20 protein-coding genes are annotated in these 26,543 nt (G+C 41.2%); 15 read left to right on the top strand and 5 right to left on the bottom strand.

Features of this window, described 5'->3' with window-relative positions; all coding sequences use genetic code 11:
- Entirely contained in the window at positions 1-4,068 is a 4,068-nt protein-coding gene (locus ID165_RS10830) for a DUF6443 domain-containing protein (protein WP_192350457.1), read from the bottom strand.
- Positions 4,069-4,070: 2 nt separating this feature from the next.
- Positions 4,071-7,331 carry a hypothetical protein gene (locus ID165_RS10825; protein WP_192350456.1) on the bottom strand — a complete coding sequence of 1,087 codons (3,261 nt, stop codon included), beginning with the start codon at positions 7,329-7,331 and terminating at the stop codon, positions 4,071-4,073.
- 1,988 nt (positions 7,332-9,319) lie between these two features.
- Between ID165_RS10825 and ID165_RS10820 the strand changes: the two genes are divergently transcribed.
- From ID165_RS10820 to ID165_RS10800, 5 genes are all read left to right on the top strand, one after another.
- A complete protein-coding gene (locus ID165_RS10820; RefSeq protein ID WP_192350454.1) occupies positions 9,320-9,925 on the top strand; it encodes a DNA alkylation repair protein in 606 nt (201 codons plus the stop codon).
- Between the two features lie 22 nt (positions 9,926-9,947).
- A complete protein-coding gene (locus ID165_RS10815) occupies positions 9,948-10,238 on the top strand; it encodes a beta/gamma crystallin-related protein (protein ID WP_370539758.1) in 291 nt (96 codons plus the stop codon).
- Positions 10,228-10,431: a hypothetical protein gene (locus ID165_RS10810; protein ID WP_192350450.1), complete on the top strand. Its 204-nt coding sequence runs from the start codon at positions 10,228-10,230 to the stop codon at positions 10,429-10,431. The genes ID165_RS10815 and ID165_RS10810 overlap by 11 nt, the downstream gene beginning before the upstream one ends.
- Positions 10,432-11,011: 580 nt before the next feature.
- The gene (locus ID165_RS10805; protein ID WP_192350448.1) at positions 11,012-12,994 is read left to right on the top strand and encodes a YCF48-related protein; all 1,983 of its coding nucleotides are present in this window, start codon (positions 11,012-11,014) and stop codon (positions 12,992-12,994) included.
- 604 nt (positions 12,995-13,598) lie between these two features.
- Positions 13,599-13,925: a hypothetical protein gene (locus ID165_RS10800; RefSeq protein WP_192350446.1), complete on the top strand. Its 327-nt coding sequence runs from the start codon at positions 13,599-13,601 to the stop codon at positions 13,923-13,925.
- A gap of 49 nt (positions 13,926-13,974) precedes the next feature.
- Here ID165_RS10800 and ID165_RS10795 read toward each other — a convergent pair whose 3' ends face one another.
- Entirely contained in the window at positions 13,975-14,835 is an 861-nt protein-coding gene (locus ID165_RS10795; RefSeq protein ID WP_192350444.1) for a S9 family peptidase, read from the bottom strand.
- A 258-nt stretch (positions 14,836-15,093) separates the two neighbouring features.
- On the opposite strand from ID165_RS10795, the gene ID165_RS10790 reads away from it, so the two are divergent.
- The 4 genes from ID165_RS10790 to ID165_RS10775 all read left to right on the top strand — a co-directional run bounded on the left by ID165_RS10790 (position 15,094) and on the right by ID165_RS10775 (position 18,341).
- Positions 15,094-15,507 (top strand): hypothetical protein, encoded by a 414-nt coding sequence (locus tag ID165_RS10790; protein ID WP_192350442.1) that lies wholly within the window; start codon positions 15,094-15,096, stop codon positions 15,505-15,507.
- A gap of 224 nt (positions 15,508-15,731) precedes the next feature.
- Positions 15,732-16,076 carry a hypothetical protein gene (locus ID165_RS10785; RefSeq protein WP_192350440.1) on the top strand — a complete coding sequence of 115 codons (345 nt, stop codon included), beginning with the start codon at positions 15,732-15,734 and terminating at the stop codon, positions 16,074-16,076.
- Between the two features lie 90 nt (positions 16,077-16,166).
- Positions 16,167-16,640: a hypothetical protein gene (locus ID165_RS10780; protein WP_225587077.1), complete on the top strand. Its 474-nt coding sequence runs from the start codon at positions 16,167-16,169 to the stop codon at positions 16,638-16,640.
- Between the two features lie 42 nt (positions 16,641-16,682).
- Positions 16,683-18,341, top strand: coding sequence for a sodium:calcium symporter (locus ID165_RS10775; protein WP_192350436.1), 1,659 nt, complete (start codon positions 16,683-16,685; stop codon positions 18,339-18,341).
- Between the two features lie 749 nt (positions 18,342-19,090).
- On the opposite strand, the gene ID165_RS10770 is transcribed toward ID165_RS10775, so the two are convergent.
- Together ID165_RS10770 and ID165_RS10765 are read right to left on the bottom strand one after the other, a co-directional pair.
- Entirely contained in the window at positions 19,091-21,271 is a 2,181-nt protein-coding gene (locus tag ID165_RS10770; protein WP_192350434.1) for a TonB-dependent receptor domain-containing protein, read from the bottom strand.
- A 78-nt stretch (positions 21,272-21,349) separates the two neighbouring features.
- Positions 21,350-21,898, bottom strand: a complete 549-nt coding sequence (locus ID165_RS10765; RefSeq protein ID WP_192350432.1) for a hypothetical protein — start codon at positions 21,896-21,898, stop codon at positions 21,350-21,352.
- A 626-nt stretch (positions 21,899-22,524) separates the two neighbouring features.
- On the opposite strand from ID165_RS10765, the gene ID165_RS10760 reads away from it, so the two are divergent.
- From ID165_RS10760 to ID165_RS10735, 6 genes are all read left to right on the top strand, one after another.
- Positions 22,525-22,818, top strand: a complete 294-nt coding sequence (locus ID165_RS10760; protein ID WP_192350430.1) for a hypothetical protein — start codon at positions 22,525-22,527, stop codon at positions 22,816-22,818.
- Positions 22,819-23,013: 195 nt separating this feature from the next.
- Positions 23,014-23,451: a YHS domain-containing (seleno)protein gene (locus ID165_RS10755; RefSeq protein ID WP_192350428.1), complete on the top strand. Its 438-nt coding sequence runs from the start codon at positions 23,014-23,016 to the stop codon at positions 23,449-23,451.
- A 1-nt stretch (position 23,452) separates the two neighbouring features.
- Positions 23,453-24,541: an ATP-grasp domain-containing protein gene (locus tag ID165_RS10750; protein ID WP_192350425.1), complete on the top strand. Its 1,089-nt coding sequence runs from the start codon at positions 23,453-23,455 to the stop codon at positions 24,539-24,541.
- Between the two features lie 19 nt (positions 24,542-24,560).
- A complete protein-coding gene (locus ID165_RS10745) occupies positions 24,561-25,214 on the top strand; it encodes a Crp/Fnr family transcriptional regulator (protein WP_225587076.1) in 654 nt (217 codons plus the stop codon).
- An 85-nt stretch (positions 25,215-25,299) separates the two neighbouring features.
- Positions 25,300-25,731, top strand: coding sequence for a DoxX family protein (locus tag ID165_RS10740; RefSeq protein WP_225587075.1), 432 nt, complete (start codon positions 25,300-25,302; stop codon positions 25,729-25,731).
- Complete coding sequence (locus ID165_RS10735; protein WP_192350421.1) at positions 25,721-26,218, top strand: DinB family protein; 498 nt, start codon at positions 25,721-25,723, stop codon at positions 26,216-26,218. Before ID165_RS10740 ends, ID165_RS10735 begins: the two co-directional genes overlap by 11 nt.
- The last annotated feature ends 325 nt before the right edge of the window (positions 26,219-26,543 follow it).

Genomic DNA, 26,543 nt, shown 5'->3' with positions numbered 1-26,543 from the left:
TTATTTTATAATCATACTATTACCACCACCAAGTTTGAGTTTAATTGATGTACCACCATTTGTTGTTGTCATTTTCCACATTTGACTACTTGGATTTGCCCATTGAATTGGTGCTTGCTCTAACCCTGATAATTTAAAAGCTCCAAGTCGCCTATGGTCAAGTGTCCAAACTTTACCACTTGCATCTTTCCAAACATTCATTCTAAGTACATTTGGGTTCAAACTACCATTTGCCAACGCTTCTGCATTTCCAAGAACAGTGAAATTTCCTGTTGTATTTTTAATACTACTCTGCATAAAATGAATTTCACTTGTATTGAGTACCCCCTTAGCGGCTGAATATGTGCCATAGGCATCATCTAAATAGCCCAGGGTTCCAAGTGATGCGAATAGCATATTGTTTATCATGCCATATCCAACACCCACAAACACTTTGAAATCCTGTGACCACTGCGTTTGGTAGCCTAAACCCTCACTGGCTCTTTTTCCATAGGTAGAATACCCGAGATTATTATCCCTCCACTTGTCCGCAGCTCTTCCCAATACCCCATCAAATGCTCTGGGGGCATTTACGCTATGCTCAGGTAAAGTACCGCCTTCATATGTTTTATCGTTGCCCTCATTTCTTTGTTGACTACCCATAAAATCACTTATCTCCCTTGGGTCATCTGTAAAAAAACCTCCATTAGGTCCATCAACCCACATCCCATTAGGATCAGTGAATTTTATGGGGTTGTTCAATGTGTAGTTGTATGGACTATATGCCTGATATGAATCCGCCATCGGATCCACCACACTCCACCTCCCAATAGCCGGATCATACATCCTGGCCCCATAATCATACAAATTAAGGCCCAAGTCACTCTGCCGCTCCTTCCCGTTGTAGAGATACCTATTGCTATTGTTTTCATAACTATAATCCAACCCTGCGATAGTCATCCCAAAAGGATAATACTGGTTTTCCTGGACTATAATAGGAGAGGTGCTTTGAACCATCAGGTTGTCAAAATAGATATTCTGGTCGGTTTCATTGACAACAAACGTTTCAAGATATCCATTTTTGCTGACATATAGAGATTTGCGCAGTTGTTCATGCTCATTTGCTGCGGAATTGCTGACCATCACCTTACCCTGCTCATACAGCACGCTGTCCTGGTCATACAGCGCATACATTAGGTAGCTTTCCGGCGTTTTTCTATTATCAATGTCTCTCAGGATGAGACCGGCTATATTTAAAGCCAAAAGAGGGCTGATTTGCTGTGCGTGAGATAGTGATTCTACGGACTCAAGTAGCTGATTGGAAAACTGGGGCGCTGTGCCATCCTTCAGAGCGACGAATGGAAACAGCCCACCTTTGTTTTTCCTGTCAAATATTACATCCACTGCCAGATTCAGACTGTCCCCTTCCTGCGTCTCCTGAACCCTTGCCGGTCCCAGCAGCCGGCCTCTGTCTGCATTTAACCAGGCAACCTGATTGCCCCCAGGTGTCTTGTTATGCCTATGGTCCAGGATCCTTGTTTCTGGCAGTTGGGAGTATTCCCGTTCTTCCTGTTCTGACACTGATTCTTCCATGGTTGCAATAAAGCCGTCGGTAACCGGTGCCCGGATTACCTGCCGAATATTCCCCAAGTGGTCTTTGTGAAAGTACTCGTCCATAAAATTTCCAGAAGTGGAATTCCAAGCTGTTCTGCCTTCTTCATGGGAGAATGACTGGATCGTGTTGCCTTCATAAATGAAATCTCCGATGTAGTGGGTTGTCTTTGATACTCCGTTGGTCACGACTGTAGTATATAATTTTTTTCCCTCTGCATCATAAACGTTTGTGATTTGGTTCGACGCACTTCCAAATTGGATCACCCGGGGGAGATTGTTGAAATTGTAAGTGATGCTTGTTATTCCCTTGTTTAAGTCTTTGGTAAGAGACCCTGCATTGTTGTATTCATACTCAGTTGTGGTGTTTGAACCGTTCTTAAAGTCATTGAAGCCTAATGTACTGCTTATAATGTCCTCAATCTTCGTCAATCTGTTGCCGGAATAGGTGTAGGCCAACTGGTCAATCACACCAAAAGTATTGGGGTTAGCTGTTTTCCCCCGCCTGTTCAAGGCAAGAATATTTCCGTTCCTATCATAGGATATGGAGGAAAGGGAATACCTGTCTGACTCCAGGTTCCATGCTGTTCCGTATGCCACATAATGAGCTCTTGTCAGCCTGTTAACCCTATCATAATTAAACCCATAATTTCTTTTAACGTTATCCCTGCTACTCTTCCATTGGATTCCGGATACGTTCCCGTTCAGGTTGGAGCTGGAATACCCGAAATCATAAAAAATCTGCATCCCAAAAGTGTCCCCTGACTGGGAAAGGTTGGCATCATTGATATGTGTCAGCCATCCTCTCGGGTTGTATCTGTAGTTCACTGTCTGCAGCCCATTCCAGTTTTTTGTTATCAATTGCCCCAGTTCGTCATAGGTATAAGTCGCTATTGTTTGTACAGGTTGGGAATTCACTTTCTGGGTGATGGATACAAGGCGGTTTGCATGGTCATAGGAATAGGTTTTCAGAAGGTTGATGACCGAATGGGTGCCGGCAGAAGGATTGTTCTGCACATGGTAACTCTTGATTAAGTTTCCTGCAAAATCATATTCCATTGTGGTCCAGTCTGTACCACCTTGATGGTTAATTGCTTTCTTTTGAATCAGATTTCCCCTGTCATCATAAAAATAAGCTTCCGTCAAATAAGATCCCGTTCCGTCGATTTTCGATCTTTTCCCCGTCAGCTTTCCATGGATAGCTTTAGATGGCTTGGGAACCGTACCAAAATTGGAGTTAAAGGAAGTATTGAAGGTCTGTAATGTGCCCCCAAAGGAGTATGATCCATAAATATTGCTTTGATCAGTAGAGTTCAGGGTTAGATTTTTGATATAATCCATATTTGAATCGACAGAGGCTTGATAAGAAGACCTTGCCGTACTGCTATAAACCCTTCCTACAGTCCCTATCTGATCAAAATCATTATATTTATACACCATCCATTCGCCGGCAGTCTTATGCTGGCCGTTTCTCAACATCACAGTTCTGCCCAAGTGGTCATAAACATATTCTTCAATCCCTGCCCCCGGTATTTTCTTTTGATAGATCCTGTCTCTCGAATCATAGAAGTACTTGAAGTAATGACCTGCTACAGTGCTGGACTCTATATTCCAATTTCCTGCATTGTTACACAATCTAGCCCCTTCCGGTAATAAACTGTACGCAAGGCGGCCTTTATGGTCGTATATAAAGTATGTCCAAAGCCAATCCGAAAATCCTGTTCCCGGATTGCTTACCGTGGCCACCCTAGATAGAATCTTTTGCCCGAGAAAATTCGTGAAAATCTCAGATATTTTCCCATCTTCATCCACAGTACGCTCCACCACTAATTCGTTGCTTGGATAAAGGCCTAAATAGGTGGATTCAGTCTGACCAGCCACCAATTCAAATCTGCGTATGTTTTCATTGGAAGCATTCAGCCTTTCCGAAACACTGACGCCTTTATTTGATCCTGACCAACTATTCCCTGGAGCTGAGGTTTTAATTACTTTATTGTTGGGGGAATTTTCATACTGAATACGCGTAAAATAGTTGCCTTCAGAAGTATAAATTGTGGATAGCCGGGATGTGTAGGCAGTCCCCGGAGTTAGGTTGATCTTCCCTGTGGCAGTGGTGGAAGGATAAATCCCCAAGCCATACTTTTCTCTTTTGAAAGTGTCAAAGACATAGGGTTTTACCAGGTCTTTACCAGTCGGTGATAATTGATAATACACATCCTGTATTGGTCTCCCCAATCCGTCAAAATAGCTGGTTTTTATTTGTGCCTGTTCTTTTGTTGGACTACCCAGCAGCAAAAGAACAGGCACGTTAAAAAAATATTCCCTAACCACATTTAAATTGGCAGAAGATGGGATAGAAGGAATGGTAAGTGTCTGGGGACTGCTTGCTGTTGAAGAAGAAGTTGTATTTGGAAGATTCTGACTCCAAGCTCCTAAAGAGATCCAGATCAACAATGAAGTTATGTATGCCTTTCTCATAATTAAAAAGATAAGGGGGCTTTGTATTGATAAAAGTATTGCTTGATCCTTTCAAAGTAGCCATTTCTTATAATGCTCAGTCTTCGTTGGGGATTGAATGAGTAATTGGTCGCAATAAGATCAAGTGAGGCAGAGTAGTTCAATCCGACAAAAGGTATGTGCCCAAATGTTTCCATTATAGAGCCTGCGGGCTGTAACCTCAGTTCGTCGATTAATATACCACTCCCTTCAATCTGGATAGACGTGCTTCCAGTGAAACTGTACTGGTATATCAACCAGTTTGAATTTATATCAGCGTTGGAAATTCCAGAATCAGTTATAGTAACGCCCCCTTTCTTGACTATTAGATTTGGGGTTTCGGTTCCGTTTCTCTTAACTACAAAAGATAAAACATATGTTTTACCGGAGCTAAGCCCTGACTTTGAGACTGGATGTCCCGATACGGCATGTAAAACGCCACCTGTATATGCTGATGACCTTACTAGAGTTGACGGTATAGTATAGATCCATCCTCCTTTGTTGCCGGTTTCAAAACTGGTGTATGCTATATCTGCATCTACACCGGTAAAATTCCTTATAAAGGATACAGGCTTGGTATCATAGTAATCATATAGGATTTTGGTTTTTACATTTTCATCACTTATCAGTGTAGGGTAGTTTTTAGAATTATAGGTTAAAACTTCATTCGTGAGCCGAAACCCAACACTGGCGGGTGGATTTGATAGATTGAGACTATAACTCGCTGTGGGGTGCTGGAGATCTAAAGTATATGCTTTTTGATGAACAGAGTATCCATTTACATTACTCAGCGGAAAGTATCCTCCTCCTACTGTGTATTCTGAAGTACCCCGGATCTTTTTATCAAGGTAAAGGATGGGGTCTTTGTATTTTAAGAATGATGTTTGTCCTCCTATTTGGCTTGTGTAATAAAAATATCTGCTTTTGCCTTCTCCTGATGAACTGCTGCCTTTATAGACTGCCTTTGTGATCCGGTTGTTTGTTGAATCAATAGAATAATAAACATTTGTTTCAAAATTTACCCCATTTTTATAGCTCCTGGTGATTTCACGTTTTTTAGACACCAAAGCAGAGATATAGCCATACTTGTGCAATTTGTACACAGCGGGTTTAAAAGTCCAGTTAATGCCGGGTTCTACTTCCGCACGCATCCTTCTTAATTTCATCCCAAAACTATAATATGAACTGGGGCCTGCATATGACTGGTATACAGTGGTGTTCGTGAGAAAAGTTTTGTATTCAATGATGGTTTCTTCTATTTTTTCCAAGGATGTGCCGGTTCCTTTGAATACTTCTTTTTTGGTTGGAATCCCATATGTCCAGTCATAATCCATTGCTGCAATCCCAACCGGAGTAGTTGTAAGAATATCGCCTACTGTCGAAAAATGGTGGACTGTTTTTCCCTGGGATCCATCGTGTACAATTTCCTCTACCCGGCTATAAGTTGGGTTATATGTCTTGCTTAAAAAGGATGATTGTTGGTCGTCACTACTTATTGAGAAGAAGTAACATTGAAGTTTATAAGGGCCTGTATCATTGTCATGCTGCCATTGGGATTGCTGGTCAAGAAAATTGTAGGTGCTTTGTAGGCTGTTTATTTTCCCTGAAGAATTTGTGCTTCCATCTAAGATATACTTATAATCCGTATAGCTTGACAATACATTGGTATCTGTGTAGGCATTTATTCTTTTTATCCTAACACCCGGTCCAGCTTGGTTTTGGTTGGATGCAAATACAATGTTTTGTTCATATTCAAATGTGGAATAACCTCCCGTAGGATAAGTTAATTTATTTAACAATCCCGCCGTGACCCGGTTTGCATTGGGAGCTCTATTGGCTCCGTTGGGATTGTGGGTTGCATCATAGGGGGTCGCTGTGTAGACATAATTAAATATATGGTACCCATAATAGTCCTGATCGTATGAAAGCCTTGGAGACAGATTGCCGTTATAGGTAAAGGAGTATATTTGGTCCTGGTCGATTTTCACCTGATCTAGCCTCAACCGCTTGTTCCATACTGCTTGATGGTTGGGACCGGTTGATCCACTGGAAGTGAAATATGAAGTAGTGAATTCTACGGTTTTTAACGGACTCAATTGACCTTTATCATAAACTTCTATGTACTGAAGCCCTTTTGCGCCGGGAAGATCTTCTCTGGTTCCATTTGAAGTGGTTTCATTTTTATATTTAAAAATGATCTGTTCGTTTTCTGAGGTCTCGATTTTAATGAGTCTTTTACCCGTTACCCAGCTTTCTTGGATACAATTGTTGTCGATTAGATTTTGGTCTGGTTGACAGCCGTTGCCTACTATCCAGGAATATTTTTGCTCCACGCGGTTTATTGCATAGGTGTAGTTTTCGTTCTCGTAAAAAAATGTGATGGTACCTCCTTCTTTGGATTCAATTTTGGACAAATAAAAAGAGTCGTTGTAAATCCCCGCATTAATACACCCTCCCGAGCTATGGTACAAAGATCCAGGGCATCCAGGAGGCAGATAGGTGGTTTCTTTTACATCAAAAGTGAATTTTGTACCGTAGTTATCATAGATTATGTATGAGTTGGTGCCTTGTTGTACCTGAAGTCCTGTATAAGGAATTTCTCTATAAGTACCCTGTTGGATAGGTACCATTACACCTGCATATTGACCAAAGTTGAAATTTATTATGTCGGGCTCAGTATCATAGCAATTATTTAATCCATTATGCGCCCACATATAGTCAGCGTTACTTCTACTTGCTTCATATAGATTGGTTGAAGTATGTGGATTAAAGCCAATATAATTGGATGGAAGCTGAACTTGGTCTCCGCCAATTTTATTGGAATTCCGGGCCAATGCCCCGGTAGCGTTCAAGGCCCATCCCAGGCCTACATTCGAGGCGGCTTGATTGACTTTTATTCCGCTCCCATGATATGCTAAGGAAATCTCATGTTCGTACCCATTTACAGTAATAGTATGGATGGGCACAGCGACTTTAGCTAGACCTGTGGAATGATTTACGGGTATTTCTCCAAATTGTCCCAATGCGGCCATCTGGGGAGAGGGGGGAACCTGCATTTTTCTGAATGGTTCTACCGGGCTAAAGGGTTGGGAATTTAAGTTTTGGATAACCTGATCCTTTTGGTCATTTTTCAATGAGTCGGTATCAGAATGGATAATGTTCTGATGTTCTTGACTATGGGTTTGGCCTTGGGCAAAACATTTGATCGAGAAGAGAACAGCGCAAACAATCAATAGGTGCCTCATGTTTTTTTTCCAAATGAAATCAAATCTTTAGCACGATGTCAATACCCTGTATAAGGTATTGATTTTCAGTGAAAAAAGACTTGTTTATTCATAATGCATATTTTTTGTTTTAAGGTGCAATATTTTAATTGTATTAGAATTTTTATGGGAAAACTGATTTTTCATAATCTTCTGATTATCAGTTGATAAATTTTTTATGAATTTTTAACAAAATATTTTTTTGAGTTATTTTCTCTTGTAGCATACCACGTTGTCATAGACTGAGGGGAGGTGTATAGTTACCGATTTTCCTTTTTCCTACTGCAATAATCTAAGTTCCGGAAAGATTAGCTGTATAGTCTATTCCAGTTTGTGTCTGTTGCAAAATCTTCACCATGATTAGTTCAGGATAAAAAGAGCTCTAAGGCGCAACGTCTTCCACAATTGCATCACATTTATTATGATTTGGACAATGGGTAAAGGGTATTATCTGCCCTGATGTTTTAAGTAGTAAGAGTGCCTTGACATGCTGTATTTACCTGGTATTCCATAGCTTAATCTGTTCTGAGCATCGGGATTGCCCCTTTTGATTGACTAGGGTTGATTTTTTAGATACCAATCCCATAGCTGGATTACCCTAAACCTCTATGTCCGATAAAGCAATCGATACTACTTAAGAAAAAGGTGGGTCAAACCAATTGACCACACTGCAGATTCGGAGCAGGATCATGAACCTCACTTTCTGTTTTTGTCTGAAAAAAGGATGCAATGGGATGCGGAAAATTCTCTTGTCCAACCGGAAAACATCGCAATTCTTTCACTTTTCCTCCCATTTCCCCAAAACATACCCTAGGACCGAGCGTTAGAAAACAGTCCGGTGGACTGTTTTAGTGAGGGGCAAGCCTGCGGGCTGGTTTCTTATCTTTTTATTCCTGTTCTTACCTCTGCTCTTTACCATCAGAAAGCGCAACCAACTTTTATAGCACCCGCCCGGGCATAAACCCGGAACCCATCAAATACCTCTGGATACTGAAGTCAAAATGAGTATACAAAATGAACGTATGCAAGGATAAAGTTATGGAAAAACGGCTGAGATGAACACAGATAGGATAGCATCAACTACCTTCAAACTGAGATTTCCGATAGTAAGCGTTTACTGTCAAGTAATTACTGGTAATGGACAGTAAAGTATGATTTAGTTAAATATCATGTATCAGATATATGTGAAATATACGCAACGGGTTGCTTATATTTTTATGTGTGTGCAAGCGCTTAAATGAGATGATTAGAAGAGTATTATATTCATTACTACTAGGATTAGTATTTTGTGCAGGACAGAGTTTCGGAGAATCAATCATTGGATTTTTCATAACTAGCGGCAGACGGGCAAGTGACGTGACTTTTGAAGGCGCCATTATGTTCATGTGGATAAGGATTGCAATAATTTTAATTCCATATCTGATAACTTTTGTGATCGTGGACTTATTAACAAAGGAAAGGATGAGACCTTCACTTATTTCACTGGGACTGAATATTATTATCTTGATCTGTTTCTATAACGTGGGACTAATACAGTTGGCCCAATTTCATTTGTTATTGGCTCATTGTTGACAAGTTTGATTTTGATTCTTGTTGACCGAAAACTAGGGGCAAATGAATATTTCAAAAAAAGAGCAGCGGAGTAAGCGCGAGCACACAACAACTAGGTTTTCGTTGCGTGCGTAACACGAAATATGAACCCTCTGCTGTAAGAAGCAGGTGAGGCGTCTGTAGTGATTCGCCTTACCAGACTTCTTTGATCATTGGAAATTGGTTCAACCTTAAGTACTTTTAGTACAAAGCGATTTATAAACCTGTTCGAGGACAGACGGGCATGTACAGCCCGCTGCGGCGGATAAGTGTCTCTCGCACAGCCTGTCCCGTTTTTCGGGAGTTCTGTGGGAATGTGGGATTAAAATTATCTGGACTGACCCGATTGGCTGCAAGTGTAAGACACCGTACAACACGATATGAAAGAGGTTATTGAGAGATTAGTAAAAATAGAAAATGGATTCAAACCGATAGAATATGAAGCAAAAAAAATAGTTGTTTCAAAATCAATTTCAGACTCAATGAAATTAGCGGTTGAATTGTTGGAAAACGATTTTTATCAGGTTCGCAGTTTAGCAGTCTTTTTATTGGGATACATATCGTCTAAAGATCCGGTAGCATTGCAGATTCTAAGGACTAAAGTGAGCAATGATAAAAGCTGGCAAGTTCAAGAGATACTTGCAAAATCATTTGACCAATATTGCATGGATACAGGATATGAAAAATCATTACCTGTCATTAAGGATTGGTTAAGCGACAAAATTCCTAATGTTTGTCGTGCTGTAACAGAGGGATTAAGGATTTGGACAGGCCGTCCATTCTTTAAGACTAATCCTCAAGTAGCGATACAACTGATAAGTCAGCATAAAGCGCACGAGAGCGAGTATCTAAGAAGATCTGTTGGAAACTCTCTTCGGGATATTTCTAAAAAACATAAAGTGCTTGTTGATAATGAAATATTAACATGGGATTTATCCAATAAACTGATTCTGTTTACATATAAATTTGTGACAAAATCTAAATAATGGTGTAGGTCAACACGTTACTATTCCAATCGGAAATGACCGGATAAGTTCTATCAAGGTGGAGTCTGGTTATTTTGGCTATTTCTACCGTGACACAGGATTTCGGGGACCTAGATTGGTTTTGTTTCCCGGTAATTATAGCTATGTAGCAGACTGGAATGACAAAATCAGTTCTATGGAGATTTTTGAACATGATGCCAAGATATTTCCTTTGATCAGTTTTTATGAGCATGCCGATTTCGGAGGGTTAAAGCAAAACCTGGCAGGGTTGGGGGAGGTAGTCAGCTATAATTTTCCTTATTATGAAAAATGACAGCATCACTTCTATGAAAGTCCCGGAGGGAGCCCGGGTAATCCTTTATTCAGATAGTGAATTGAAAGGTAAGAGCAAGGAATTTAGGTCGGGTGAGTACTCCAACCTAGTTCATTTTGGTTTCCAAGACAATGTATCAAGCGTTCAGATTATCCGTCCCGATTTGGAACTGATCAATATCGAGTACAAATGAAGAGACTCTTAACGGGGAATCCAGAATATCTGAACTCTTGGATTTTGATTACGATTCTGAAGGTCTTGTTTTATTCAAAGCTGAATTGGCGAATATGGCAATTGAACTCGTTAATGCTCAAAATGACCAAAGTCAACCTGAAACTTATCATGTAAGCGCCAATTCAGATAAGCTCCAACAGCTAGCGAATAGAATAACAGAAAAATGTGCTTAAGATCCCGAGAGTTATAAGATCATACTCTTGCCCGAATGGAACAAATAAGAAAACGCACCAACTACTAGGTTTTCGTTGCGTATGAACTACCGCTTGCAGTAGCGGAGGGAACAATCAAACAGCTGTCAAACGAAACCAGAGTATCCCCTTTTAGATTCATTTCTTTTAGCTTGTTTGAGCATTGGAAATCGGTTCAACCTTAGGTACTTTTAGTACAAAGCGGATTATAAACCTGTCTGAGGACAGGCGGGCATGAAGAGCCAGCTGCGGCGGATGAGAGTCTCTCGCACAGCCTGTCCCGTTCTACGGGAGTTCTGAAGGAATGTAAAAGTGTAATTCCCTTGCCTGACCCGATTGCCCACAATTATGAAGAAGATACTGCACATATTGATAGTCATACTTATTCCAATTACAGTTTTTGGACAAGAAGAATATTTATCTAGATTATCAATTGCAGGCGGAGTATCAGAAATTGGAATTTCACCATCCGAAGAAATTTGGGTGGCGACAAAAGCCGGAAATGTTTATTTCACCAAACAAATCGGTGAATTATGGCATATAGGACCTTATGGTTCTTTAGATCCTTATAATTTCACTTCAGGAAAGACATTTGAGAGAATAAATTTCTTTTCTGAGGATACCCTGATGATTTCAGGGTTTATTCAAGAAGATGGTAAGCAAGACTTTGTTTTTTGGTCAGGGAATCACGGGAAGAATTGGCAAAAGGTAAAATTTGGTAAAAGCAGTTGGATTGACGCTGCATATATCAACAACAAAGGAAAAGCTTGGATGAGTGGAAATTCGCAACTCATTTACTACACGGAAAATTCAGGCAAAACTTGGAAATCCTTTGATAAGGCAGGAAATGAAAACGCACTAAGATTTTCAACTATTCATTTTGCAAAAGATGAACAAACAGGATTGTTTGGCTCTTTTTGGAACGTACTCTACAAAACGACTGATAACTGTCACAGTTGGGAAAAACTACCCACACCCTTAAGTCAAGAAAAGTATGAAAGGCTTTCGAAAGAAGACCGACCTGACATTAGGAAAATAAGAATTTTTGGAAACTACTATATCATCAATCAACAAGATAGAGTGTTTATAACTAAATCGGATTCTATTGATTGGACTTATTCCCCTGAAATAATTGATTTTGAAGTTTCTGAAAACAATAACCTTTACACAATTAATCAAGATTTTAGCATAAGCCATTATGATAGTGCTTTTTCTAAAACTTGGCAGTCCGAGAAATCGCTTGAAAACATCCCCAGAGCAATTGGAGTTAGAAACAACAAACTTTTCGTGTTGACATTTGAAAGCGTTTACAAAATTAATCCTGATGACTTTAAAGTTTCAGAGTTATTTACGGATGAAGTCCCAATTCAAGAGCCCTACTTGAAACTAAACTTTGAAGATGAAGAATATGGATTTGAGAATAAGGATATTTTTCGTTTTGACAAAAAGAAAAAGCAGTGGTACCGATTTCTGTCTGTGGATTTCTCTATCGCCAATGTTTCTTTATTTTACAACAAAATTGTATTGGCAGACCGAAGTTTAAATAAACAATACACCTTTGAACCAAAAGAAAAGTCAGTTAAGGAATATAATTTACCTGAAAGCCTTTTCTCCAATCTCGTAGTTAAGGAATTACATTTTGAAAATGGCAGTCAAGGTTGTTTCCATTCTAATAATTCATTAAGGTCATACATTAGAAAAGGCGACAAATTTGTAGTTGATAAAAAATCAAGTTCTTCAAAATATCTTTCCCGTGCTTTAAGCGAAATAAACACTGACAAAATAGAACAGATTATTGAGCTAATTGATAAATCAAGGTTTGTAAAAGTTTCATTAAATGATTTAAATATCACAGAAAATGACATAAATGAATTTAAGGAGTTTATCGACAAAGAAGAAAAACAAATAAAGAAATCAGGAATAGACCGTTTTGACTTTGATAATTTATATTCATTTCCGGGAGAAAACATCGACTTTAATTTTTACAAGTCAGTTGCAGAATCACTTTTTACTCTAAGTGAAGAAGAAATCAATAATGCCTTTTGGCAAGCTTATGGAAATTGGAGTACTACAACCGATTGGAGAAGAATCACTATTGTATTTCAAAATGGAAATAAATTAATAATCGAAAACTCAGACGACAAGCCAAACTATCTTTATACACCTTGGGTAGTTGACTTTGAAGGTTTAAAATTTCGAACAAACTCTATTCTCTTTGGACAACAAATAGATGAAATAACAAATGGACAGTTTTTTAATGAAATTGCACAAGATAAAAATTATGCTATCTTCAAAATTGCTGACTATTTGTACAACAAAGAAACTAAATGAAAAATAACTGTGGAATCGAGTATACGTCCTCGCCAGATTTCTCTGACGAGGTGCGCTCCTCGGCGCACATATCTTACACCATTGTGTCCCGATTCTCTGGAAACAATGAATCTTTTCCCAAAAGTATTGGGGAAGGTGAGGTTCTTATGGAATGATCCGGGATTCTGTGGGTCTGAGCTAAACAGATCATCTCTCCTTCTGTTTCACTCTCATATTCAGGATCACAGTGGCGTCCTTTTCCTGTTCCAGTTCAACAAATTGCGGTTAGTTGATCCAAACTGCCATGGTTAGTTTGTAAGATCACATTGACGAGGAATCTCGGATTATTATTCAAGTGGTTTTTCTTGTTAAGAATGTGGGATTGACTATCCCTGATTCAGTCCATATTCCGACAATTCGCTAATTTTGAAGTTAACTTATCCGCCCCGGTAATAATTGCCCTAATTGAAGATCACCCGACCCTTTATGAAATCGAGCATGTCGAAAACGACACACTGGCATGATTATAAGCGCTGCGAGATTCTCCCGAATGGAGTTCGGGACAGGCTATCCCGTTTCTTTTGTCATGGGACAAGTTATGACCATTATAAATAAAAATATACAGATGAAACTGAAGAAAGTAATAGAGAATGCTCTGAACATGCTTGAGAAAGCTGACAATGGTATAGTGCTCATGAATATGTACAATGAAGTGATTCATCCTGCCGATGCGGCTTTCAGAGAGGAGGCTGTCCATCCCTACAATGCCAAGGCCTTTATAGAAGAGTCCCTGAGCCAAAATGGGCTGGACCTTAAGGACAAAGATTTAAGAATGAAGCTGCTGAAGCTGATATTGACCTTAGAGGAAACTGATGCCAACAAGAGCAGAAAGAAAAGGCTGGATGCAGTACTATCCGGGTATGATATAGAGAGTTTTGGGAAGATCGTCTAGCCGGCACCCCAGCGAGAAGCTATCGGAATGGCCTTACAATAAGCGGAACTTATTTTTTAAATTCCTCTTCCAAAAATTCAAACACCTTGTCAAAGTGGTTTAAGGGTTCTACATGTCCTCCTTTAAAAGCAAGGTGTAGATACCGGTGCTTAAACTTATGCTTGGCCAGGCGACTGATCAGCTGTTCTGACATATGGGTAGCAGGCCATTGCTCATCTTGTGTTCCCGAGAGGAGTAGGATAGGGCCATTGATGTTTTCTACTTCTATTTCTGCGAGATGGACGGCATTTTTATCCTCCAACATCAAGGTAAAAGCTTCATACAAATTTCCCATTAATGCCGGAACAAGAGTAGTTAACGGCGCAGGTACATAAGGGATTTCCCGGTTGTTGTCCTGCCAGGAAGAGGTGTTCGCCGCAAGGGTATGTGCAGGAAAAGAGACATGGGAGGCGGAGAGTGCTATAACTCCTTTGAAATGAGAATACCGGCTTGCCAGATTTAATACCAACTCGCCACCTTTGCTTGCGCCCATTAAAATAATGCGGCTGCTGTCCACCTGCGGATGGCGCTTTGCAATTTGCAGGACTGAATCTGAAATAGCGTCAAGTGAAATACGGTCCAGTGTGTTTGGGGACTGCCCGGAATTGAAATACCCTATGGCCAATACAGCAAAACCTCTGGCTAGAAATTCGTCCCGCTTTTCCTTTAGGTAGTTACGCTCCCAGTCATTACCGCCCGACCCACCCCCAAACGCTACGATCAATGGCTGACTTGCGCTATCGCCCAGATACAAGTGAGTGTCTATCTTGCCATGATTTTCAGACAGTGAGGGTGTACGCCAACTCAGATAGAAAAGAATTAAGCCAATTGCTAACAATGCGGCCCCTATACCGATACCAATCTTTTTCATAAGTATAATTGTGTTTATTCAGCATTCCATTTCCCCAAACCCAACCGGGCTTTACAATCCTTCCCGAGGCAGTTCCGGGGTGATTTTAGCACATAAAACCGGCAGGAGTGGTATTTAAATCATTATTTTTACCCGACATTTCCCCGACATTTTATCAGATACCGCCATAACAAAGGTTTTGCAATGATCCGGTTTTTAAAGCGATTCTTTATTTATGCTTCTGCATATCTTTAGGGCGTAGAAGATTGATCCAATTATATGATAACAGACTCAATGGCCAGACAGTTTTTGGTAATGCACAGGCATTTTTTACGGATATCTGCGATGGAGGATGAGCTGGGTATAAGTGGAAAGTCTCTTTATAAATGGATGATAGGCAAGAGGGCGCTACCCGATCGATGGGAACAGCCGTTATACGATTACCTATATCCCATGCTGGATCCCGGGAATGAAATCCATCTAAAGACCTATTGGATTGACAGGGTAGTGGTTCTGGAGGAGCATCATTTACTGCCCCGATATCGGCATATCAAACCGGAGCTGTTGAGAAGGTTTCATTTCTCCGGGCAGTATACCGCGGGTGCGGATGTGGTTTACTTCAGGTATTCCAACAAAAAGAATAGAGAAAGTAATATTTCCATCTATTCTGTCTATATCAAGAGTTCATGGTAGAAAAGGGATCAGGTGTAATAGCAAGAATAGCAGGTATGCTCTCTAAGGCAAAAAGTATGTCGGTTAGGGCAATGATAACTAAGAACAGAGGCCCTGCAAACCCGGCTAAACTTCTAATTGGCTGTCAACTATCGGGTTCTTGGATAGTTTTGAATGTTGAAAATATTTCCTCTTGCAAATTGATTTTTTATTGACATAACTTGCGATAATATTTCACTGAAAAAATGAAGAAACAGCGGATAGCGTACCTTCTCGGTTTGGTGTGGCTGCTTAGTCTATCCGTTAATTGTTTAACGCTAAGCAAAGCAGATACAGGAAGATCATGGGCTGTCGGGGTGGAGATTGTACAGCAGGGTATCGTGCAAGTATCAGATATTCTGGTGTGCAGCGACTCCCCAAAAACCCCTTCATTTGTCGTGGATTGGAGTCTGTGGTCCAAGTTTAATGCTCAATGGATTTCAATAGACTATGGGGTAAAAGACGCTTCTGATTTCTATTTGTTTTTCAAAAAGTCCATAGCACTATTTGACGTGAAAGAGACTTTTATCCATTTTTTTTATACGTGGTAGGGTAATTAATAAAATCTTCAGGGGCTGTATCCGGCCTGATTTTATTTTATCATTTACCATTCTATCATCATTATGTTCCAACTAGAACCTGTGACATTAATAATGTCATGCTTACTGATGTGCGCATTTAGCGCACCGTTTATTTACCATGGATTTCAAAATAGGGAAAAAAACAACAAACTTATTGCCCACCTGACTGAATTGGCGCAATCCAAAAGTGCCAATCCCAAAGAAATAGAGACTTGGAGGTATCAATATGCCTTAGGGATAGACCTTTATCAAAATGTATTGGTTTATGTCCGGCATGGAATAGATAGCTTCAGCAGCTGCTTAGATCTGGGGGATTATGGAAAAGTGAACCTGATCAAAAATTTTCAGAATCCTACAACCACTGCGCAAACACAGAAATTGCCGGAATTTGTCGCTTTGGAACTTGTCCCCAAAGTAGCTTCAAAAGAAGTGGTTTTATTGGAAATCTATGATGCCGAACACTATTCAGACCTGCTGGGAGAGACTGTTTTGGCGGAGAAATGGTTCGAACTGATTAAAAATCAGCTAAAATAATACGGATTGTCCTATAGGACGTCCTTTCTATTTCTCGAAATTATGACAAAACTAACAGATTCCTGGGGATCCAGGACAGGTTTGATACTTGCGATGGCCGGAAATGCAGTGGGCCTTGGCAATTTTTTGCGGTTTCCCGTGCAGGCGATCCAAAATGGCGGAGGAACATTTATAATTCCTTACCTGGTTTGTTTTCTGGTCATGGGCATTCCTTTGCTGTTTACCGAATGGTCCATAGGAAGATTTGGAGGCAAGAGAGGCAATCACAGTGCGCCGTATATTCTTGGATCGATGGCCAATAGCAACTGGTGGAAGTATGTTGGAGTCTTCGGGATTTTCACCAATGTGGCCGTGGTCGCATACTACACTTATATAGAATCCTGGACTTTTATTTATGTCATCCACACCGTGGTCGGGACATTTGCCCAAATGACCCAGTCAGAAGTGAGTATGTTTTTTGTTCACTATGTAAATCTTGACGGATCTGATTTTGGCATTTCCTATCTACCTGTATTGGTATATATAGTTGTTCTGGGTATCAATGTATACATTTTGTCTACAGGATTGGGAGGCATTGAGAAAGTTGCCAAAATAGGCATGCCACTGTTGATTTTGTTTGGGGCAGTACTTGCTTTCAAGGGCTGGAGCATGGGATCCGACTATGCCTCAGAGACCTTTCCTGAAGCGAATGCATGGGATGGTATTAACTTCCTTTGGACTCCCCAATATACATCGCTTCTCGATCCAAAGGTATGGCTGGCTGCAGCGGGACAGATTTTTTTCACCCTTTCAGTAGGAATGGGATCCATACAATGCTATGCCTCCTATCTCAAAGAAAACGAAGATGTCGCATTGAACTCCCTTACATCGGGTTTTACCAATGAATTGGTTGAAATCGTACTGGGAAGTGCGATTGTCATACCAATAGCGGCTGGATTCCTTGGTTTGGACTGGGTGTTGGACAATGCCGGGTTCGGAATGGCTTTTCAGACGATGCCTTATTTGTTCATGCAGTGGGGGGAGCTGTTCGGCGTTGTTGCAGGGATCTGCTGGTTTGGACTTCTCTTCTTTGCCGGCATCACCTCTTCTTTAGCTATGGGAACACCGTGGATGGGATTTATGAAAGATGAGTTTGGATGGGGGAAAGTAAAAGGAGCCGTGTCCTTTGGTGCGCTGGCATTGGTAATGGGGTTGCCCACTATCCTGTTTTACCGGTACGGGTACTTTGACGAATATGATTATTGGGCAGGAACTGTAAGTCTTGTCGTTTTTGCCTTTCTGGAGATGATATTGTTTACCTGGGTTTTTGGAATGGACAACGCGTGGGCTGAACTAAACAGAGGGGCGGATATCCGTATCCCCGGCATATATAAATGGATTATGAAATATATCACTCCTCTACTTTTGTTGCTGGTGCTCATAGCGGCATTGATCACTCCGATGGGCAATGATTGGGGAGGAGCGATAGCAGGTCTGCTGGATGGCAGGGGATGGCAGCTGGATACAGGGTCGTTGGTTTCCAAGATTGCACAGGCTGACCTTCAGCTTCTCATGCAGAAAGATCCTCTGAATGAAGAATTTTATAAAAGCAAAATATTCTTTTCTTCCTTGGCCCGGATTCAGCTCACTATCTTGTTTCTGTTCATAGCAGCCCTTGTGTGGTATTCCGGTACTAAACGTAAACAAATCTCCCATGAATAATTCGGCATTGATTTTAGCTGTTGCGGTACAGGTTTTGGTTGTTTTGGCAACCGCCTATTGCTTTTATTTGGTGATGAAAAAGCCTGACTCGGAGTAGATTTATGAGAAGATTTTACGGGAGGTTTGTAGCTAGTGCAGCAAAACTTCAATACAGCAAAGTATGTGGCATGAACAGATGATCTCCCGTAAATTTAGGGGAACTTCACCCCCATATCCCGTAGCATATGCAGGATCACAGTGGCATTCTTTTCCTTTTCCAGCTCAATAAACTGCCATAGTGTGCGGGAGTGCGTTTCAATCTGTCGGCCTTTTTTAATCCGCTCATGTGGAAATGGTGTAGGGCTTTCGGAAAAAAACTGCTGATTTTTGCATCCACCCGTTTTTCCAGATCCTTAAGTTCACTGCATATCTCTGCCCGGGTGGTACATGCGGTTGTTGAAATGAATCAGTATGCAATATTGATTGACTTCGTGTTAGTCCAAAGCCGAAAACTTTAACAGGCCAATTTTTGGACCAAACTGTCGCATTTTTGTGAGAAGTTGGCTGTTGCATAGAATAGCTGTTCAAACTATTGATTTTTTTACACTGTTGCTGAGAGATTTAGACGTTTTCACCCGGATTAAACCAGTATTAAATAAAACACCTAATAAACTACTGTTTATTAGGTGTTTAAGCAATTGTATTAATAGAATATAGGTTGAGGTAATCATCTGGCTCTTTAGCAATAATTTACACCCAGAACCTACCTTTTAAAGCTTGAAGCCTACGGATACTACAAAACTTCTTCCGTCTGATGGCCAGATTCCCGGTCCGGGATACATCTGCGGTCGTTTAGTAAAGTAGCTCTCGTTCAGTAGGTTGTTGATTCCTGCCCGTACAATAAAATTTGAGCTTACCTGATAGGAGGTATTCAAATCCCAGACATGATAGGAAGGGACTCTCCCTACCGCACCGCTTTCCGGTGGGGTTTCTGTATTCAGCACATCGGCATAGGTCTCTCCCACAAACTGATGTTGGAGTAGTACCTGCAATCCTTTGAAGTATCCTGTAAGTCCATTTCTGCTTAGCCATTTTGGTACAGCTTCAATTCTGTTTCCGGAAATATCCTGATTGCCGTCTTCACCGGCGATTTCACCGGATGTGTATTTCGCATCCATCAAACTGGTAGAGGTATAGAAATTCAAAGTCCAGTTGGAGCCTTTCCATAGCTGGTAATCCAGATAGAATTCGATCCCATTAGTCAGACTATTGCCGATATTTGTTTTTTGAATGTAGGTTTGCCCCTCTTGCTCCACATAGATATTTCCAAGGCGATTGCCTATAGATGTTTGGAAGAGGGTGATGTTGTACTTTAGGCCTGGGATGGAAGAGTTTTCCCAACCCACTTCTGCGTTATACCCAAAACTATCCTTCAGGTTGTCAGAGATGAGCATCAGGGGGTTTCCCGGGATAATATCCTGGAAAATAACAGGTCTATTGGCTTGTGAGAAACCGGCATATACCCGTGAATTCCGGTCCAGCTGATAATTGGCATTGATACCGAGTGCGGCGAAGTCATAAGCTATCGTCTTGGGTACCTTGGCGTCCTGGATATAATCAATACGTCCGGTCATTTTTGAAGAGCCCATTTCCACCCGTAAGCCTGGCGTAATACTGAGTTTTTCCGATAGGTAAAACTGATTTTCAAGCGCTATCGCAAAGCTTTCACTTTTCAGGTTCATATCCCTTTGGAACTCCCCGGATATGCTTATGTCGTAATCCGAACCTGTTGTTCCCTGCCCCCGCTGCCTTCTGTCCATGCTGTTGTTGAAATACCGGAAGTTGGCAGAGAAATTACTTTTCAGGGCTCCCAGTTGATAGGCATGGATCAACCTTCCTTCTGAGGTACGTGTATGATAATTATCTATATCCACGTTTCTGTGAGCGTATACACCGGTAGCCGGATCGATGAGGTCCGGTTTGTTGGCAAACCCGTCGAATGTGACAGAAGACCTTTGCCCGAATACTCCCGAAACTGTCCAGCTGAGCGAAGTCCTGGCCGACAGTCGGTAGTCCAGAACCAAAGCAGGAATCCAGATTTCCGGACTGTAGTAATTCCTGCTCCGGCTAGCCTGTTTCGGGTCTTCGGCAAACATCCCGTCATTCAGTGGGCCGGGGATCCGGTACAAATAGGTACTTCGGGAGAGTTCTCCCCTCAGCTTTAGTTTATCGTTGAATTGATAAGTCAGGCCCACATGCTGAGCATCTGATTTGGAATTGGAATTCCTCCGGTAACCTTCCGAAACCCGCTTTTGATAGTATGCATAGTAGGTCAGTTTTCCCACTTTGCCGCCAATGGCATTGAAGGTAGATAGCAAGCCAAATGAACCAACAGAGCTTAAGTTTTCGAAGGAAAACCGTTTGGTAGAGTCCGGCTCTTTTAAGATGTAATTCAGCATGCCTCCGAATTGCTGTCCATATTGCAGGGCTCCTGTGCCGCGGGTCAACTCTATCTTTTCTACGGCTTCTATAGGCATAGAATAATGGCTGGCAGGATAGCCGTATATATCCGTGTTTATCATTACGCCGTTCTGGCGTACATTGAATTCCCAGCTTCTATGGCCATCCAGTCCGCGGACTGAGAAGTTGATTTGGTTGCCTGAGCCATCCATGTCATACACAAATCCCCCCGGGATTTTGGCAAATAATTGCCTTCCTGTTTTATCGGCCAGGTTGGCTGGGAGCTGACTGATTTGGATTGACTCGGTTTTTGTTCCTCCGATCAGGAAGTTGCGGTGTGTGTTTGGAAGAGGAGAAACAGGCGCTAAACCCCGGAAATCCCTCAACTGAAATTCCTTTAAGTCCAGCGTCTTGATGCTGTCATTTTGGGCATAGGAGTAGGCCACCACGCATTGGAATAACCCAATGCTGAGTAGTTTTTTTATATTCATACGTAAGGATAAAATAAATATGTGCAGCCAACCGGGTAAATTGACCCAACTGGCAGTAAAAATGATTAAGCGTATATTTTATTCCAACTGTGGGGGAGGGGTCTTTATGGGTATAGCAATATCAGCGTAATCAGCCTGAAGTGACCATTTTTTATAGGAAGTATTTTGGCTAAAGAGAGTTTTAAGTTTGGGGATTTCACTTGCCATGAAGTCTCTTGGAAATAACTTGGCAAATAGCTGATTTCTTTCCTTTTTGTTTTGAGGCGATTGGTCAGAGATGGATCTTATCCAGTCAGTAACCTGGTTTTCCAGTTGCTGTTGTTGATGATCTATGATATAGACTAGTTGTAGGGTGTCATTTTGGTAACGTTGCTTGACTACCCGAAGGAATTTTCCATCTACCTCCATAGCCAGGTTAGTCGTCTGAAAAGATTCCTGATTGGCCATGTATGGAAGGGAGAGGGGTATTTCCATCATTTCAGTGTCAGAGTCATCATACATTTCTTCCCAGATGCTTTCTTCCCAATCTCTATTGATACTATGCTGAAAAGTATAGTAATAGATTAGGTACCCGAAGTAGTACAGGCAAAAACAGCCCAGCAGAACTATGGAAGAGAGTTTTCTCACTTGCTAAATCTACTAAATAATTATATCGATTTCTACGCAGGGAGTAGGTAATTTAAGCGATTTACAGCCTAACGGATCAGTGCAAAAGCTAGTTTGCAAGGTTGGCATACTGCAGCACGGTTAAACCCGAAATACGCATTAGTAATTCTACGCCACGGCCACAAGTTATTACAGCCATTAATTGCTTCAAAATCAGCCATTACATTGCTGTTTTCGAGTTCACCATATCCGTCGCGGCGGACTCACTCTCCAAAGAGGCGCCACAAAATAGGAGCGATGGTAAGAAGCAAGTCTCTGGCTAGAGATTAGCGTGCAAGTGCATATGCCGATCTCTTTATGATTTATATGTGAAATATGCATAATCAAAGGTTCTTGTCCATCCACTCTGCCTCGACATTGGTTCGACTTTTCATCGCTGCCCTGCCGAAGATAAGCAGACCGAATGCCGGGCTAGACTGAATGATGATGAAGGTTTTCTATTCCGTTTTTCATCCTAGTGGAGAATTTTTGAAAGGTGTCATATGCCTGACAATTGTATTCCAAGGAAACCCGGAGCTTGTAGCAAAATTCCTGTCTATGCACTTCTATAAAAAATCCCGAACGCACGGTTTACTCCTCTTTTTGGCTTGGCCTGCATTGGAATAGACTATCAAGACGACGCTTTTGTGGATCCTGTCATCGAACTGGAAGCGGAACAAGTGGGACTTCAGATAGGTGAAGAGCTTCAACGTTCTTCCTGGGTTTTTCCCTCCCAAATTCCATTTACTTTTCAGCTTTCGGAGGTATCAACAATTGCACACGAGACTTTTCGGACGAAATCAGGTATGGTTTTGATCTGGGCTATTTTAAGAAGAAAGTTCTGGTTGCCTTTCACTTCAATGCCATCCAATCGCTCGAAAATGGAAATGCCGAAAATGTAAACAACGGAATCTTTTCCAACAACCTTGAATACTTGCTTCCAACCCTAGAAATAGGATGGTTTTTCCCAAATAACATTGGAATTTCTGCCTACGCCAATCAGGTCCTCCAAGGTCAAAATGTACTAAACGGCCCAGGTTACGGTTTTGGCCTTTTCTATCAACTTAAACAAACACCTTAAATTCAATTCAATTCGTATGAAAACGGTCTTACTCTTGGCTTTCGCCTTTTTTATCCAAACAGTAGCTTTCGCCCAAAAACCCGAAGTTTACCTCTCTGACGGTAAGGCAATCGGAGGCTATGATCCTGTTGCCTATTTTACTGAAAGGAAGCCTGTCAAAGGCAAAGAAGAATTCAAGTCCGTATACATGAATGCCAGTTGGCTCTTTTCCAGTGCTGCCAACAAAAAGCTTTTTGACGCAAATCCTCAGACTTATGCACCTCAATATGGTGGCTATTGTGCCTTTGGGGTGGCAGGTGGATACAAAGCAAAAATTTCTCCGGATGCATGGACTGTTGTGGACAACAAACTTTATTTAAATTATAACTTGAATGTCCAAAAAGACTGGCTTAAAGACCAAAATGGAATGATCAAAAAAGCCGATCATAACTGGACTACCGTCAAAAAACAGTAAAATGAACATCATGGAGGTCACTAATCCAAGCTTCCCGATCACCGTAAAAACCAAGGATCAGGTTTCCCTCGACCCAACTACTGAGACCAATCCTTTCGAGTTTTGGCCTGCCTGGACAATTCACCTTCCGATGTATTTGCTTGGGATCTACTGGGGAATCCGTCTTCAGAATCTTAATTACTTTCAGGCCTTGAACCCGGCTATTGAGAATGGGGGGCTTTTCAACTATTCAAAATTCGACTCCATGCTGGACTTTGCTGAGGAAAATATACCCAAAAGCATTCTCAGTCATCCACCCCATGACTTAAATGGATTATTGGAAAAAGCTGCAAAAAATGAAATCCATTTTCCCTTCATTCTCAAACCAAATATAGGAGAGCGAGGTCGAGGGGTACGGAAAATCACAAATCAAACCGACGTAGCACTTTATCTCGAAGCATTCAAAAACGAAGCGTTGATTTTGCAGGAGTTCATTTCCAAAAACGAAGAATATGGGATTTTTATCGTAAAAAACCCTGAAACAGGTCAGCTGAGCATTCCGTCCATCACTCAAAAAATCCCGCTCCAAGTCATTGGAAACGGAGTGAATTCTGTACAAATGCTCGCAGAAAATCACCCAAGAGTGAGACGGTATTTACATGAAATACAGGAGGAGCTTTTAGAAATCATCCCGGCAAAAAATGAAATCTTCCAACTCAGTCACAGCGGGAATCATTGTAAAGGTGCGCTGTTTTTGGATAGATCGGAGCTAATTTCCCCGAAAGTATTACTGGCTTTTGAGCATATCTGCCTTCCTCTATCAGACTTCTACTATGGTAGACTTGATGTGAAAGTGGAATCTTCGGCAGATCTCGAAGATGCTTTTGCAATTTCTATTCTGGAAGTGAATGGTGCCAATGCAGAACCGATACACATCTATTCGCCGGGAAACTCCTATGTCGCTTCTCTAAAAACCATTGCAAAATTCTTCAGGAAGATGGCAAAAATCGCCAAATTTAATCTGAAGTCCATGCCGGCCAGACCTAGTCTTTCGGTTTTGAAACTCAGTTTTCAATCTTATAAACGCCTCATAAGGGACAGCAATGAGTGATGAAATTAAATTTTGGCACTTGAGAAATCATCAGCTGTTTTGGGTGCTGAACAACTCGCAGGTGAGGCAACTTTGCATCATCACCAATTTCAAGCGCGCCAAGAAGGGCGAAATGATAGATTTTGGAGACAATGAAAGCTCCAGAATCTTTCTGCTTAAGCGTGGTAATCTGAAGATTGTCCAAGTCGATGAGGAAGGGAATGAATTGATCGTGGATATTATCCAAAAGGGAGAATTGTTTGGTTCTCTCAACCTTGATAAAGAAGAAAGCACTTATGAATATGCACAGGTTTTGACCGATAGCGTAGTGCTATGCAGCTTCAACACCGCGGACTTTGAACGCTTGCTGGCAGAGAATCCGACCTTGGCTATATCTTACACCAAGCTCATCGGCTTTCGGCTGAAGCGGGTCAAAAACAATTATTCCAATCTCTTTTTCAAAAACACGAAAGAACGACTTATCGCTTTTCTTACAGATTGGGCGAAACGTGAGGGCCGATTCACAGGCAATCAGGTCTGCATCGACAACTTTCTCACCCATAAGGAAATCTCCCAAATCATCTGCAGCTCGCGGCAAACCACCACCAAACTTTTCAACGAATGGGAGCAGCAAGGTTTGATCACCTACTCCAGAAAAGAAATTAGGATAAAAAACCTGCGCGAGCTCGATTAAAATTGCTCAAAGTGTAAGTTTTATGACAATTGGAGTCAGTTGACCACTACATCTTTGAGGTATAGAACCATGAAATCTTAAGACTATGCTGCAAGGACCGGGCTTTCCGCCTAAATCATTTATAAATGCAAAACGCCTCAGTTGGGGACTGCGGATTTTGGCGGCAATAATTCTGATTCAATCACTGATTTTTAAGTTTGGTGCGCATTCGGATTCTGTTATGCTATTTACTACTTTGGGTCTTGAGCCTTTCGGAAGAATAGGTCTTGGCGTGATTGAATTAATTGTAGCCATCTTAATTCTAACACCAAAAGCCACACTTCTTGGGGCAATTTTGGGAATTTTAATTATGGTTGGAGCGCTCGGAGCGCATATCTTCCAACTAGGAATTATATTCAATAATGATGGAGGAAAGCTATTCGGGCTTGCATTGGTCTGTTTTCTGGCTTGTGTGGGGCAGGTGATTATCCTAAAAAATCAATTGATCAGTTTTATCAAACGCCGGTATGCTATCTAACTCATGCGCTAATCAGCTCGAGGAGCTCAGTGATCTTCTGCTGCAACTTTCTCACCAGGATTATTCTCAATTTTCTCCGGTGTTTCGAACCTCCTCAATTGGTCAGCATGTACGACATATTTTGGAGCTTTTCGAATGCTTGATCGCTCAGTATGACTCCGGTGAAATCAATTATGATCTCCGAAAAAGAGACTTAAGGATGGAACGGGATCCTGTATTTGCTTTGGAGAAAATCAGGCTGATTCAACATCAAATCATTCTTCCAGACAAGGATTTGCTATTGTATCCGGATCAAAATCCGGAAACTGAGGGCATCAATACAACCTATTTCCGGGAGCTTTTGTATAATCTGGAGCATTGTGTCCATCACCAGGCATTGATAAGATTAGCTTGTCATGCTATTCCTGGAATATTGATTTCTGAATATTTTGGAGTAGCAAAATCGACCCTTACTTATAATTCCAGAGGAACTGTGAATTATCAGTAAACCCGAAATATTCATTAGCAATTCTACGCCACGGCGCACAAGTTATTACAACCCTTAATTGCTTCAAAATCAGCTATTACATTGCTGTTTTCAACTTCACCATATCCGCCGCGGCGGACTCAGTTTCCAAACAGCCTGATTTTCTTGCGATTAATGACCTTCCCGATTTATCGGGACAGGCTATAACGAAACCTAATGCATAATTCGGGTTAAACCTTATACTGACTTTGCAAGAGTATTTTGACAATTACAACTAGTTCCTTTTCACTCTTGACATAGGGCTGTCACTGACCGGATTTAAGTTTGCATCACATCAATTTTTAAA

It is taken from the genome of Algoriphagus sp. Y33, assembly GCF_014838715.1.
Classification (GTDB): Bacteria; Bacteroidota; Bacteroidia; order Cytophagales; family Cyclobacteriaceae; genus Algoriphagus.
The sequence above is the reverse complement of the archived record's forward strand: the minus strand, read 5'-3'. Positions and strand labels throughout refer to the sequence as shown.

Coding starts and splice junctions, on each gene's coding strand:
- ID165_RS10830 (WP_192350457.1), bottom strand. CDS start 4,068: ATGAGAAAGGCATACATAACTTCATTGTTGATCTGGATCTCTTTAGGA.
- ID165_RS10825 (WP_192350456.1), bottom strand. CDS start 7,331: ATGAGGCACCTATTGATTGTTTGCGCTGTTCTCTTCTCGATCAAATGT.
- ID165_RS10820 (WP_192350454.1), top strand. CDS start 9,320: ATGAAAGAGGTTATTGAGAGATTAGTAAAAATAGAAAATGGATTCAAA.
- ID165_RS10810 (WP_192350450.1), top strand. CDS start 10,228: ATGAAAAATGACAGCATCACTTCTATGAAAGTCCCGGAGGGAGCCCGG.
- ID165_RS10805 (WP_192350448.1), top strand. CDS start 11,012: ATGAAGAAGATACTGCACATATTGATAGTCATACTTATTCCAATTACA.
- ID165_RS10800 (WP_192350446.1), top strand. CDS start 13,599: ATGAAACTGAAGAAAGTAATAGAGAATGCTCTGAACATGCTTGAGAAA.
- ID165_RS10795 (WP_192350444.1), bottom strand. CDS start 14,835: ATGAAAAAGATTGGTATCGGTATAGGGGCCGCATTGTTAGCAATTGGC.
- ID165_RS10790 (WP_192350442.1), top strand. CDS start 15,094: ATGATAACAGACTCAATGGCCAGACAGTTTTTGGTAATGCACAGGCAT.
- ID165_RS10785 (WP_192350440.1), top strand. CDS start 15,732: ATGAAGAAACAGCGGATAGCGTACCTTCTCGGTTTGGTGTGGCTGCTT.
- ID165_RS10775 (WP_192350436.1), top strand. CDS start 16,683: ATGACAAAACTAACAGATTCCTGGGGATCCAGGACAGGTTTGATACTT.
- ID165_RS10770 (WP_192350434.1), bottom strand. CDS start 21,271: ATGAATATAAAAAAACTACTCAGCATTGGGTTATTCCAATGCGTGGTG.
- ID165_RS10755 (WP_192350428.1), top strand. CDS start 23,014: ATGAAAACGGTCTTACTCTTGGCTTTCGCCTTTTTTATCCAAACAGTA.
- ID165_RS10750 (WP_192350425.1), top strand. CDS start 23,453: ATGAACATCATGGAGGTCACTAATCCAAGCTTCCCGATCACCGTAAAA.
- ID165_RS10740 (WP_225587075.1), top strand. CDS start 25,300: ATGCTGCAAGGACCGGGCTTTCCGCCTAAATCATTTATAAATGCAAAA.
- ID165_RS10735 (WP_192350421.1), top strand. CDS start 25,721: ATGCTATCTAACTCATGCGCTAATCAGCTCGAGGAGCTCAGTGATCTT.